Source organism: Marinobacter sp. DY40_1A1, assembly GCF_016597815.1.
Classification (GTDB): Bacteria; Pseudomonadota; Gammaproteobacteria; order Pseudomonadales; family Oleiphilaceae; genus Marinobacter; species Marinobacter xiaoshiensis.
In genome coordinates, this window is record NZ_VCHA01000005.1 from 1 (window position 1) to 13,169 (window position 13,169).

At 51.3% G+C, this 13,169-nt stretch carries 11 protein-coding genes; 3 read left to right on the top strand and 8 right to left on the bottom strand.

What is annotated here, in order from left to right; translation table 11 throughout:
• Positions 1-154 precede the first annotated feature (154 nt).
• From FFI61_RS12880 to FFI61_RS12915, 8 genes are all read right to left on the bottom strand, one after another.
• Positions 155-835, bottom strand: coding sequence for a sensor histidine kinase (locus FFI61_RS12880; RefSeq protein ID WP_200370954.1), 681 nt, complete (start codon positions 833-835; stop codon positions 155-157).
• Positions 832-2,463: a tetratricopeptide repeat-containing response regulator gene (locus tag FFI61_RS12885; protein ID WP_200204102.1), complete on the bottom strand. Its 1,632-nt coding sequence runs from the start codon at positions 2,461-2,463 to the stop codon at positions 832-834. The genes FFI61_RS12880 and FFI61_RS12885 overlap by 4 nt, the downstream gene beginning before the upstream one ends.
• Positions 2,460-5,981 (bottom strand): NahK/ErcS family hybrid sensor histidine kinase/response regulator, encoded by a 3,522-nt coding sequence (locus tag FFI61_RS12890; protein ID WP_200370958.1) that lies wholly within the window; start codon positions 5,979-5,981, stop codon positions 2,460-2,462. The genes FFI61_RS12885 and FFI61_RS12890 overlap by 4 nt, the downstream gene beginning before the upstream one ends.
• Positions 5,982-6,034: 53 nt before the next feature.
• Complete coding sequence (locus FFI61_RS12895; protein WP_200204115.1) at positions 6,035-6,544, bottom strand: hypothetical protein; 510 nt, start codon at positions 6,542-6,544, stop codon at positions 6,035-6,037.
• Between the two features lie 96 nt (positions 6,545-6,640).
• Positions 6,641-8,422, bottom strand: a complete 1,782-nt coding sequence (locus FFI61_RS12900) for a sodium:solute symporter family protein (protein ID WP_200204117.1) — start codon at positions 8,420-8,422, stop codon at positions 6,641-6,643.
• Positions 8,423-8,426: 4 nt separating this feature from the next.
• A complete protein-coding gene (locus FFI61_RS12905; protein ID WP_200370959.1) occupies positions 8,427-8,690 on the bottom strand; it encodes a DUF4212 domain-containing protein in 264 nt (87 codons plus the stop codon).
• Between the two features lie 209 nt (positions 8,691-8,899).
• The gene (locus FFI61_RS12910; RefSeq protein WP_200370960.1) at positions 8,900-9,607 is read right to left on the bottom strand and encodes a PolC-type DNA polymerase III; all 708 of its coding nucleotides are present in this window, start codon (positions 9,605-9,607) and stop codon (positions 8,900-8,902) included.
• 17 nt (positions 9,608-9,624) lie between these two features.
• A complete protein-coding gene (locus tag FFI61_RS12915) occupies positions 9,625-11,541 on the bottom strand; it encodes a putative nucleotidyltransferase substrate binding domain-containing protein (protein ID WP_200204130.1) in 1,917 nt (638 codons plus the stop codon).
• Positions 11,542-11,739: 198 nt separating this feature from the next.
• On the opposite strand from FFI61_RS12915, the gene smrA reads away from it, so the two are divergent.
• The 3 genes from smrA to FFI61_RS12930 all read left to right on the top strand — a co-directional run bounded on the left by smrA (position 11,740) and on the right by FFI61_RS12930 (position 13,169).
• Entirely contained in the window at positions 11,740-12,321 is a 582-nt protein-coding gene (smrA, locus tag FFI61_RS12920; RefSeq protein ID WP_200204132.1) for a DNA endonuclease SmrA, read from the top strand.
• Between the two features lie 70 nt (positions 12,322-12,391).
• Positions 12,392-12,583 carry a membrane lipoprotein lipid attachment site-containing protein gene (locus tag FFI61_RS12925; protein WP_200204134.1) on the top strand — a complete coding sequence of 64 codons (192 nt, stop codon included), beginning with the start codon at positions 12,392-12,394 and terminating at the stop codon, positions 12,581-12,583.
• A 91-nt stretch (positions 12,584-12,674) separates the two neighbouring features.
• Positions 12,675-13,169: a (2Fe-2S)-binding protein gene (locus tag FFI61_RS12930; RefSeq protein WP_200370962.1), complete on the top strand. Its 495-nt coding sequence runs from the start codon at positions 12,675-12,677 to the stop codon at positions 13,167-13,169.

Genomic DNA, 13,169 nt, shown 5'->3' on the forward strand with positions numbered 1-13,169 from the left:
GGCCTGCGCCGATGGTAGTGTGGCATTTGCCCATGTGAGAGTAGGTCATCGTCAGACTCTTAAGTCCAAACCCCAGCTTCTTGCGAAGCTGGGGTTTTTTTATGCCTGAAATAAATCAGATAGCTCGGACTTATTGAAATAGTTAAAAAAACACTTAAGGAAGCCATATCTCGAAAACACCACCACCCAATTCACCGCCATTGTGGAGCTTGATGTAGCCCTTTCGATCTCCTTCGCTATGAAGGTTGGCGACAGCAGATACGAAGAAGAGACCAAGGCTGGTACTTCCTGTATTAAAATCTAAAGACTTGAAGCTAAGGGGCCCTGTATGTTGCATACTTTCGGGGTATCCCTCTCCATCGTCTTCTACCCGGATTACAAGGTAACCTTCACGTTCGGCTGCAGTTAGTTTGATCTCGCTCTTTGTATACCGTATAGCGTTGTTGATGGTGTTGTTCAGGACCCCTGTAAGTAGATCTGTATCAAAGAAACCGTTTATATCGTCGGACTCAATAGAGCACTCAATTCCCAACCCCTCCAGAAGCGGTGTATGCCTGGCAAGGTGTTCAGACAAAAACTCAGAAACGGAATGTTCTTCTATATGGGCTGACAGGTTATTTTCGCCTAGCCGGTATATTCCCAGAAGCTGTACCAGATCGTTGTGTATTCGCTCAGCTTCGTATTGGAGAGTATTAAACTTTGAGGACTCGGTAAGCTTTGCTTCATTTTCTGCTCGAAGTTCGTCCAGTGAGTTGAGCAGCATCCCCAGCGAGTTTTTCATATCATGTACCGCCAGAGCGAGAACCATAGAAAAGTCGATGTTTCGGTTTTTCATAGGGTTAGTGCCTTCAGTTTTCGTTGTAGAGCCAGGTAGCGCCTGTATTGCCCATGCTGCTCAGGAAGATCATCCAAACGACTAATATGTTGCTGGCAGCGATCAGTCAGCTTGTCGATCGAGCCGGTATCTTCATGTTGTTTGATTAAGACCTGTATCAGATTCAGGTTAAGGGCGGGGTGATCTGGAATTATCTCAAGTGCTTTAGAGAAGGTTTCCTCTGCCTCTTTAAGTGCTCCGGATTCGAAAGCTGCGATCCCCTCCCGGTTAAGGCCGCGGGCTTTGATCTTCATGCGAAAGCTGACGGGTTCGTCTAACAGGCTTTCGATCTTTCTGGCTGCTTCAGGATCTTCACCATAGCTTTCGTGTAGGCGTGCCAGCAGCGTTTTTGCCTCCCTTACGTTGTCCAGGCGATACAAGGTTTTTGCGTAGTCCAGCCCCATCTCCAACTCCAGTGGGTGAATCTCGCTTAGCCTCTCGCTGATGCTTTCCAGCATTGAATTAGCTTTCTCCACTTCCCCGCGTCCTGCCTGTATTCTGCATTGGATAACCAGGCTATGAAGTTCAAGGGTTTTACTTTCCGAAAACTGTCTTTCCATGCTGGCAAGAACTGATATGGCTTCATGTGCTAATGCTTGGCTCCCTTCATCCGTATCACCATCGCTCAGGTCGCAAAGCGCGTGAGCTAGTGCTATATGGTGGTCGGGACTGTGATGAATGGAGTGAGCACCAAGACGAACCGTTTGCCGCCATGCTTCTGTAGCTGTTTCCATGTCCTGATTGGCTTCTGCCAGCTCCGCCAAGTGCTTTTGACGAAGCAGGGCGTTTGGGGAGCGGGTTGTTGCCAGTTCCAGAACGTTCTGGGCTTGCCCTGAGCGGTTTTGACGTTCCAGTCCCTCTGCCAAAAGGTCGTAGGCCTCCATATAGTCCGGGTGGCTCTTAATCAATTTTCGCAAGCTTTCAACTGCTTCGTCGTAGCGATGGTTCGCAAGGAGCACTTTATTGCGTCCGACTCGGGCCCATGAAAGTTCGCGCTGGGAAAGAACCTCGTCATACACCTTGATTGCGTAGGATAGATCCCCTAACAGGAAATAGAGTTCTCCCAAGGTTTTCATTAACCATGTTTTGTACCGCGGTAGTCGCGAGAGGGCTGCATTGCAAAGCGAAATGGCTTCCGGATAATTTTCCCGGTCTATTTCGCGGTTGATCGGGAGTAAAGCGTTGCGTTGACTTATCAGGCTGCTAAGACGCTTTTCCAGCATTGCGTGGTTGATTGGCTTCGTGAGGTAGGCATCTGGTTGGTATTCTCGGGCGCCCATTACCATTTCTCTGGATGACTCCGACGTGACCATGAGAAACAGGGAGGACCTTTTCAAAAGCTTTTTATGACGCAGCTCCTCTAAAATGTGTTGGCCGTTTTTGCCCTTGCCCAAGTTATAGTCACAGAGCACTACATCAACGTGGTTGTAGGTGCAATATTCAATGGCGGGTTTGGCATGGGCCACCAGCTCAACATTATCTGCACCGCAGCTGCGAAGCATATGACGCATAGAGATCCTGAAGTTCTCAAAGTCGTCAACGACCAGGTAAGACAGCTTTCCAAAAACATTTTCGTTGGGATCACTCATGAGCGTTTCTGTTTCAGTAACTTATTCACCATAGCTCTCAAAGCTGCGGGTTTAACCGGTTTATAGAGGATCTGATAACCACGATCAATAGCATCCTCCCGCACTTCCGGAGCCATATACCCTGTTATGAGAATGCCTGGTACGTCGTGTTGAACCGATTCGCGTATGGAATCCATTGCGTCCAGCCCGTTTTTATCGTCATCAAGCTGGTAATCCGCAAGTATAATGTCGGGCGTCCTGCCTTCTAGCTTTTCCAAGGCATTTTCCAGGCTCTCAGCAGGTGTGATATCGCACCCCCAGTTTCCTAATAAGGCGACCATTCCCTGCAGTATTGCAGGGTCGTTATCGATGCAGAGAACGTTCAGGCCACCAAGACTGGAAACGCGGCGAGAGGTTTTTGCGGTAATCTTCTCTGTGGCTTGGTGAGCCTCGCCGGCCTGCGCAAGTGGAACGGTTACTGCAAAGACACTGCCTTTGCCCTGCACTGATTGCACACTTACAGGGTAGTCCAACATTCCGCTGATACGGTCGACGATTGCTAAACCCAGGCCTAAACCTTTTTTGTCCTTTCCATGCTGAAAGCGGCGGAATTCCTCGAAAATCAGGGTTAGCTGGTCTTCCGGTATACCCGGGCCTGTATCCCAAACCTCTATGCGCAGGTAACCTTTCAGGCGCCTGCATCCCATCAGGATTTTACCTTTCGTCGTATAGCGAATTGCGTTGGAAAGGAAGTTTTGTATCACCCGTCTGAGCAGTTTTGCGTCTGAGTATATCCAGGCGGTGCTAGGTACTACATGCAGCTTGAGGCCTTGGTCCTCTGCAATCGCTGTAAAGTCAGTTGCCAGGTGGCGCATAATATCGTTAACCGGAAAAGCACCAAGGTCTGGTTCCAGAGCGCCTGCGTCGAGTTTGGAAATATCAAGGAGGGTGCTGATGATCTCTTCTGCTGCACCGAGTGAACTGTCGATGTGATCAACAAGTTCTCCTATCTCAGTGCTGGTGGCTTTGCCAGCAAGTGCTGAAGTAAAAAGGCGAGCGGCATTGAGGGGCTGCAGGAGGTCGTGACTGGCGGCGGCCAGAAAGCGGGTTTTACTTTGGTTCGCCTTCTCAGCAACCGACTTGGCTTTGAGCATCTGCTCGTTGATTACCTGCAGTTCCTGAGTTCGTTCTTTGACACGCTGTTCAAGATAGGTGTTGGTCTCTTTCAGGGCCTGCTCAGTACGGCGCATGGCTGTAATATCCTGAAATGTCGTGACATAGCCGCCACCGGGGATTGGGCTGCCATCTATCTTGACGACGGTTCCGTCAGGCCTCTGACGCTCATAGGATATGCGTTTGCCTTCGCGCATGCTGGCGTAGTGGTCGGAGATGATTTCATCAATACGCCGTGCTGGCAGGTGGACGTTCGTCAGGTTATACCGCATCAGGTCTTCTGCAGGTCTACCGGCTTTCACAAACCCTTTCGGATAGCTGAAAAGCTCAAGGTAGCGTTGATTCCAGACCACTACTTGCTGCTGCTGGTTTACCACTGATACGCCAAGACTGATATTCTCAATAGCCGATTGCAGCAGTTCCCGGCTGAAAGTCATGGCTTGCGAGGCTTCATCAACGATGCTGACCACGTCTTCGATCTGCATGTCGCGGCCCGTGAGGGTCGATTCCAGCACAACCCTGGCTGTAGATGCCCCAATCACCGACGCAAGCTGGCGTTCTACATATTTCATCAGGTGGGAGGATGCAGGGCGATGCAGATGCAGCCTCACTGCATTGCGGCGCTCATAATTATGAAAAATGGTCTCAGAGCGTTCCTCACCCATAAACCTGTCGCTAAGTGCTTGCAGGTCTGATGTGAGTATTTCACCTTGCCAGCTTTGGTGATGGACCGTATCGCCTTTTGGATGCGGGTCCTGAAAGAATGAGGCAATCTGTATTTTCTCGCGCACTCTTTGCTGGGTTACCAGTGAAAGCAGCACGTAAACCAGAGTGTTTGTGCCCAAGCTCCAGATAATGCCGTGGCTGGTCTCGTCGAGGTCCAGTCCGAAAAGAGCGGTCGGTCTGGTCCAGCTTAGTCCCCATATACCTTCGTTAATGAGTGAATCACTAAACCAGCCTGTTGATGCCAAGGCGGGAAGCAAAAGAGTGTAGCACCATATAAGAAATCCCAGGCCCAGCCCCCAGGCTGCGCCGGTGGCATTTCCGCGCCGCCACAGAATACCGCCTACCAAAGCAGGCCCAAATTGGGCGGCTGCAGCGAAAGATAAAAGTCCGAACGAGGTCAGGCTGTAATCTTCTCCCGCCATACGGTAAAAACCATAAGCCGTCAGCAGAACCACAAAAATAGCCACTCTGCGAATACCCAATAGCAGAGAACTCAGGTCGGCTTGCCGGTTCATCCTGGGACGGAAGAACTTCAGCAGGGCAGGCATGATGATTTCATTGCTTACCATGGTGGCGATGGCAACGGAGCAAACGATAACCATGGCAGCAGCAGCTGAGCCGCCGCCGAGGAACGCGAGAATCGCCAGCCACTCTTTGCCGGCCATAATTGGTAGCTGCAGAATGAGAATGTCCGGGTTACTTGCAATTGCTTCTGGCGCCAAAAGACCAGCGGCTGCAATGGGCAGAACAAAGGCGCTGGCCACAACGAGATAGACGGGCATTGCCCAGCGAGCGACTTCGAAGTCCCGGTGATCGGCGTTCTCGACTACCATTACGTGGAACTGTCTTGGCAGACAGATAATGGCAAGCATGGCAACGAGTGTCTGGGTGATGAACGCAGGCGCTTCAAGGCCATCGGTTGTAAGAATGCCGGTCAGGTTGGCTTCCTTTATATTACCTACCAAGTCGCCAAAGCCATTATAAAGCCCATACCCAACGAATAGCCCAACAGCTACAAAGGCAATAAGTTTGATCAGTGATTCAAATGCCACGGCCTGAATCATGCCGCGGTGGTGCTCTGTAGATTCCAAATGACGAGTGCCAAAAAGAACGGTAAATGCAGTTAGCGCGAGGGTAATGTACCAGGCCGCGTCGCTCCAGGCTGCTGTGCTTAACTCCTGGCTACCTGTGCCAGTGTTGGACAGCACACTAAAGCCCATTGCGATGGCTTTAAGCTGCAGTGCGATGTATGGCACGCTGCCAATCAGCGCAAAGGCCGCAATCATGGCGGCTAGCAGCTGGGACTTGCCATAGCGAGAAGCAATAAAGTCTGCGATAGAGGTGCTGTTGTTGCGCTTGCTAATATAAATGATACGTCTCAGCAGTGGCGCACCGAATACAAAGACCAGCAAGGGGCCCAGGTAGATAGGCAGAAAACCCAGGCCTTCTTGAGTGGCTCGGCCTACGGCTCCATAGAATGTCCAGGAAGTAAAATAGACGGCCAAAGACAGCGAATAAACATGCGTTCTGGCGAAGCGCCGGCTATAAAGTCCTGGATGCTTATCACCCGCCCAAGCGATGATAAACAGGATAGATATGTAGGTGATGGAAATTAAAACCAGCAGCCAGACACTAATCATATTTCTTTGTTTCCGTCAGGTAGGGCGGGTTACCAGGTCTTAATACCAGAATGTCAGCTGGAACATACCGTTGAATAAAGTTCGTCACTCCTCTCCAGGACCTTGAGGTTGTCTATTCGCGGTGTTCCGTCTGAGCCGAGAGGAACGAGCTCGCGAGTCGCACAGTTAATGATATGTACCCTGTGAGAAACGGCATCCGTTATCTTCTGTTCGAAGCGATACAGTGTAAATCTGACGATATTCGGATTGCTGGTATCTCCCCGGCCGATGCTGTTTGTGTCCACTGTAGAAAACGCAGTTACATAAGGATAGACCAGAGACCATGGGCGCCAGAAGATGCCTTTCCGCTCAGTGCTAACGACTACGGCTTCATCAGGCAGGCGCGATTGCTTGTGGTCAAACCAGGTGTATTCTCCGTAAATCAAATAACCAAGCATACCGATGCCGGCAAATACCGGAATTATCCATTTAGGCGCCATATTGCGGGTTGCGACCCGGATGCCTAAAGCAATACCAGCGGCACCCAGCCCGCAAAAAACGGTGGCGACAAGAGTCCAGAACATAAAATATTTTCCTTAAAAAAGAACGGGCTCCCTCATTGAGGAAGCCCGTCCAGAACAACCTGAGAACTCGTTGAGTCAATCAGGCCAGAGTATTACTTAGTGGTCTTGAGCTTGTCCGGCACCGCGTGGGTAACGAACGCTTTCAACCAGCTCCTGAATCTCAACGGGCGGCTCATCAGTTGCATTGGATACAACGAAGGCTACCGCAAAGTTAACCAGTGCACCAATAGCACCGATCGACAGGGGAGAGATTCCCAATACCCAGTTTGCAGGCGTGTCCGCAAGGTTAGCTGTGCCTGGAATGAAGAACCATCCTTTGTACACAAAGATATACGAAAGGGTGAACACCAAACCGCTCAACATGCCCGCAATAGCACCGGTATTGTTAATACGCTTGGAGAATATGCCCATCATCAGAGCGGGGAACAGTGAGGCTGCCGCGATACCGAAAGCCAGCGCTACAACCTGAGCTGCAAACCCGGGTGGATTGGCACCGAGGTAGGTTGCAACAACAATTGCTATAGCCATGGAGATACGGGCTGCCAGCAGTTCGCCTTTATCCGTGATGCCCGGATTGATTGAGCCCTTGATCAAGTCATGGCTGACTGCCGAAGATATGGCTAACAGGAGGCCCGCCGCTGTTGATAGTGCGGCAGCAAGGCCACCTGCAGCAATCAAGCCGATAACCCAGCCAGGGAGGTTAGCGATTTCGGGGTTGGCGAGTACGATGATGTCGCGGTTCACATCAAGCTCATTGCCTTTCCAGCCACGAGCTTCCGCCTTAGCCTGGAACGCTGTGCCGGGGGCGTCGGATGCATCATTGTACATCTGGATGCGGCCGTCTTCGTTTTTGTCTGTGAACTTGATCAGGCCAGTAACTTCCCATTCCTTAACCCACTGTGGGCGGTCTTCATATTTAATGGGTTCGGCTGCAGTGCCATCCGGGTATACGGTTGTCATCAAGTTCAGTCGAGCCATGGATGCAACCGCAGGTGCTGTCAGGTACAGCAAGGCGATGAACACCAAAGCCCAGCCAGCAGACCAGCGCGCATCAGCAACCTTCGGAACTGTGAAGAAGCGGATGATAACGTGGGGAAGGCCTGCTGTACCGATCATCAGGGTCAGGGTGAACAGAACCATGTTGAGGTGGCTGTCAACATCAGCAGAATACTCGCTGAAACCAACATCAGTAATAACCTGGTTCAGCTTGTCGAGAATCGGCATGCCAGAATCAAGGTGTGTTGAGAACAGGCCCAGTGCCGGAATGGGGTTACCGGTCAACTGGAAGGAAATGAATACAGCTGGAATCGTATAGGCAACGATCAATACGCAGTACTGGGCAACCTGGGTGTAGGTGATACCTTTCATCCCGCCGAGTACGGAATAGATGAAGATAACGACAGCAGCAATCATCAAGCCTGTTGTGGAATCAACTTCCAGGAAGCGAGAGAAAGCCACGCCGGCACCAGCCATCTGGCCGATTACGTACGTCAGGGAGGCAACAATCAGGCAGATTACAGCAACCAGACGAGCTTTTTTGCTGTAGAAACGATCGCCGATAAATTCCGGAACCGTAAACTTGCCGAATTTACGCAAGTAAGGTGCAAGTAGCATGGCTAGCAGAACGTATCCACCAGTCCAGCCCATCAGGTAGGCGGAGCTTGCGTAGCCACTGGCGGCAATAATACCTGCCATGGAAATAAAGGATGCCGCAGACATCCAGTCGGCACCAATAGCCATGCCGTTCGTAATAGGGTGAACGCCGCCGCCAGCAACGTAGAAGTCTTTTGTACTTCCGGCCTTGGCCCAGACAGCAATGAGTATGTAGATGAGGAAGGACCCACCTACAAACATGATGTTGATTGCAAATTGGCTCATACGCTTACTCCTCGTCCACGCCGAATTGTTTATCGAGTCTGTTCATGCGCCACGCGTAGTGGAAGATGAGTCCAATGAACGTGAGAATAGAACCCTGTTGGGCAAACCAGAAACCCAAATCGGTTCCGCCGATTGGGATACCTGAAAGCATAGGGCGCAGAACGATTCCAAAACCGTATGAGACCAGAGCCCAGACAATCAGGCTCCCAAATATAAGGCGAAGGTTCGCCTTCCAGTACTTTTCAGCATCGTAGCTATGACCTGACATAGGATTACTCCTGTCTTGTTGTTGTTTGTCTGCAGTGGGTATTTTGTGAGCTGAGAGAGCCAGAGAGTTTATTATTCATATTAGTACTTCCCCTACTTGTTCTCTTGACTGACTCTACCGGGAAGGTGACATATAGATATTGGCAAAAAGTCTAATTTTGGGTTGTTTGCGGTCGTAAGCGTCGGTTTCAGAAAGGGCGGCTGGCGCAATCACACCCCGTGAATGCTTTGCAGTCGGCGATGGTAGCGTAGTTTATCGTGCAGCTCCTTCAGGGTTTTCAAGCCGCTTTTATGGGCCTTGTTCAGTGCGATGAGGGTTAACTCGGCAGTCGCCAGGGCATCGGAAGCAGCATGGTGTCTGGCACTGACCTCAAGGCCAAAAAAGTCTGCCCAGTGATCAAGCCCCTTGCCTCCGGTGAGGGCGTCCGGAAAGAATGCAGGTAACAGATCTGCCACATCCATCCAAGTGTGGTTTCGGGTATAGCCGAGCTCAGCTTTCAGGGTTTTCTCCAAAAACTTTTGATCAAATGCAGAGTGATATGCGAGCACCGGATCACCGTTCATCCATTCCAGCAAAAACAGTAATGCGTCCTCGGTTTCGTGGCCTTGAGTGAGAGCTTCCGGCCCGATGCCGTGAATCAGTACTGTCTCGGTTAAGTCCAGTTCAGGGCGCCGCAAAATCAGATCGAATTGGTCGCTGAGATCTATAGCCCCTCCGTTGATGGCCACTGCACCAACGGCAATGACCTCATCCTTGCTTGCATTCAAGCCTGTGGTCTCTAGATCCAGTACTATCAGGCGGCACTCTGAGAGCAGTTGATCCCCGGGGACTTTGGGGTTGGGTGTCTTCTCTGGCGCAATGTTGCCAGTCTGGCCACCGCGGCGGCGTTCAATCCACTGCTTGATCTGTTCCAACATGGGACGGCGGCCTGGGTTCAGAGTTGATAGGTAACTTCGAGTTTCTGTTGCAGGCGTTGGGCCTGCCGGAAAGACTCACGGAGAATTCGCCTGTCCAGCGGATTCAGATCGTCCGGATCTATGTAGTTGGTGAGTTCGTCTCCGCGCTCCAGCATTTCCTGATGGGAACGCATGCGGATAGCCTGTATGAGGCTGTAGGCATCTTTCCATGCGTTAGCATCTTTTGCATCGAAAACGCCTGCTTTCGTAAGGTCGTCCATTCTTTCAAGTGTGTTTGCGCTTTTTACTCCATTGGCCAAGGCAAACACGCGTACTGACTCCACAAAAGGCGCAAGGCCTTGGCGCTTCAAATCGAGACTGCGCTTTTTGCCGTCCGTGACATAACGAAAATTGCGGAACATGGTTAGCGGCGGCTTTCTCTGAAATGCGTTGCCTGCCAGCATTTTCTGGAACAGGGCATTTTTCTGGATTCTAGTGAGCACTTTATCGAGGAGTTCATCCAGCGAGTCTGTTGGGCCATAAATGGCTCTCATATCCAGGAAGATGGATGAATACACAAGGTTTTGTGGGGTGGAGGCGTCTATGAACCGGACGAACCAGTCGTCCCATTCGCGGTCGCTCAGGCACAACTTTGGGTTGCTGGCCATGATGTTGCCTTTGCACAGAGTGAATCCGCACTCTGCAAGCTCATCGTTAACGACCCGGGCAAATGGCAGCAGCTTTTCCCGCACCTGATCTTCCGTCATGCCGTCAGGCGTTTGAAACAGGATGCCGTTGTCCTGGTCGGTCAGCAGAGTTTGCTCTTGCCGGCCCTCACTGCCGAATGTGAGCCAGGTAAAGGGTATGCCCGGGTCATTTTTCTTGATGTTAAGCTCAAGCACACGGCGCACAGTAACGTCGTTAAGCGTGGTTATGATCTTCACAACTTGCCCTGAATCAGCACCGTGGGCCAGCATGGCATCTACCAGTCGTGAAACGTCTGTGCGCAGGCTAACCAGAGTTCTCAAGTGGGTTGCGGTGCCAATTGTTCTGGCCAGGCTAACCAGATCCACTCGCTGCAGGGAAAACAGGTCTCGCTCGGATACCATTCCAATCAAGCAGTTATTCTCGTCCACCAGGCACAGGTGCGAAAAATGGTGTTCTGCCATTAGCATGGCTGCGGCAAAAGCATCTGCCGTTGCGGGCAGACAGCAAGGATCTTTTGTCATGATCTGGCGTACCGGGGCATCCAGAGAGCAGGTGTCTTCTGCAATCATGGTGCGCAGGTCCCGGAGGGTGAAAATCCCGGCGGGGTGCCGGTTATCATCAGTGATAACAATGCTGCCAACGTTATTCTCATGCATCCTGGCAACAGCTTTACGCACAGGCAAATCCGGCGTACATACAATCGGATTGCGAAGCGCATAACGGTCTAGAGGGGTGCTCAGGGATATGCTGGAGCCCATTGATGCCATTGCGCCGGTTTGTATGCGCTGGTTCACTTGGTCGAGCAGACTGCTTACGCCACGCAAACAAAAGTCACGGAAGGGCTCGCTTTCGGATATCAGGGTAATAAAGGCATCCTGTTCGATGCTCAGGCAGAAGGTGTCTCCGGCCGCGCGGTGCAGTGTCCGGGTGGGCCGTTCGCCTACAATGGCCGCCAGAGGAAAGCACTCGCCAATACTTATTTCGAAGGTGGTCTCGGTTTTGTCGGCTTTGTCATTATGGCGTTCGCCGCGAATCCGTCCCTGTTTAACAACGTAGAATCTGTTAACAACACCATCTTCTGCAGCGAGAACAACATCACCATCGGCATAGAAACGCAGCGTGGCGTGTTCTGCAAAGTGCGCGAGGTGGTCATCGTCCATGTTGGAGAAGGGTGCATGTGCTTGCAGGAAGACCATAATGGAGCGGGTATTCTGCGGTCGTGTATTGTCCTGGTTGGAAGCTGCCATGGCCGTTCCGCTCTTTCGTTATTATTGTGAGTTTACAGTGTAGAACACTGGACCGCGTCTCCACCCTACGATTTTGGTCGAATCTGCGACCGCTCTTAAAATGCGTGGAACAACTACGAGTAATCCCCCAGCTTTCTTTATGGAAGGACTGGCGGGTGGTAAGGTCTATTCATTCAGCAGGTTATTGAAAGCACGGCCATGATTACCAAAAATGATCGCCTCAGTTTTCTTGAGGAAATGAAGGATGTCAGACGCATCCGAAAGCCCAATCGGGCAGAGATAACTTCGCCCCGAGAGTTGACGCCTGGCCATTTGGAGCGCCAACGTTCTGCTGTGGAAAAGCCCCTCAAAGATGCCAATCCTCTCACCGCCGACTTTGTTGAGCCCTTGACCGCGCACGATATCCTTAGTTGGCAGCGCCCAGGTATACAGAATGGTGTTTTTCGCAAGCTTCGGCTAGGGCAGTATCCCATCGAGGCGAGGCTCGATCTTCATCGTATGACAGTTGAGGAAGCCCGCAAAGAGGTATACCAGTTTATTGAAGATTGTGTCCGGTACGGCCTGCGATCCGTCATAATTCTTCATGGCAAGGGTGAACGCAATCCTGATGGCATAGCTCAGCTCAAAAGCTATCTCGCCAAATGGTTGCCAGAACTCTTGGCGGTAATGGCATTCCATTCGGCCCAAAAGCGCCATGGAGGAACCGGGGCGGTGTATGTCATGGTGCGTAAAAGCGATAAGGAAAAACAGCGTAACCGGGAATTATATGGATCAGGCTAGTACTGCGCTTTTTGTTTTGTGCACCGGGGCTGAAACCAAAGCTGTAACAAACTGAATTTAGGAGTTTTCTATGAAAAAAATCTCATTGATAATATTTGTTGTTCTCGCGCTGGCGGGCTGCAAAGACCGTGTAATCTGGGATGACAACGGTAAGCTCGAAGAAAAGACGCAGAATCGTGAAATTTGGGATTCTAAAGGAAAGATGAATAAAGGTGAGCGTGAAGTCTGGGTTAATAAAGACGGCGAAAAGGTTGTGAAGTAAAGCCTATATTCAAGCCAGTTAAACGGCCTCCGACTACATAAAACAAAGAACCTGGCGAGAAGCCGGGGAAAAAGAGCGGGAGAGAGCAGGCATGGCACTGAGCCTTACAGTTAACGGCGAACAGTGGTCGCTGGATATTGAGGGTGATACCCCTCTTTTATGGGTATTGCGTGACGAACTTGGGCTCAAGGGTACAAAGTTTGGGTGTGGTGTGGGGCTTTGCGGTGCCTGCACGGTGCATCTGAATGGGCAGCCAGTGCGCTCCTGTTCGACACCAGTAGAGATGGCTGTTGGTGGTGAGGTGACGACCATAGAGGGTTTGGCGGAAGAGGGTCAGTTGCACGCCCTGCAAAAAGCATGGATTGCAGAGGGGGTGCCCCAGTGTGGCTATTGCCAGTCTGGCCAGATAATGAGTGCTGCACATCTTCTTGCAACCAATTCGGCACCTGCCCGGGACGATATTGTTGCTGCCATGACCGGTAATCTTTGCCGTTGTGGCACCTACTCTCGAATCATTGCCGCGGTTGAATCAGTTGCAGGAAATTCTCTGGCATACGATGCCTCTGGCACTGGAGAAGGAAACTGA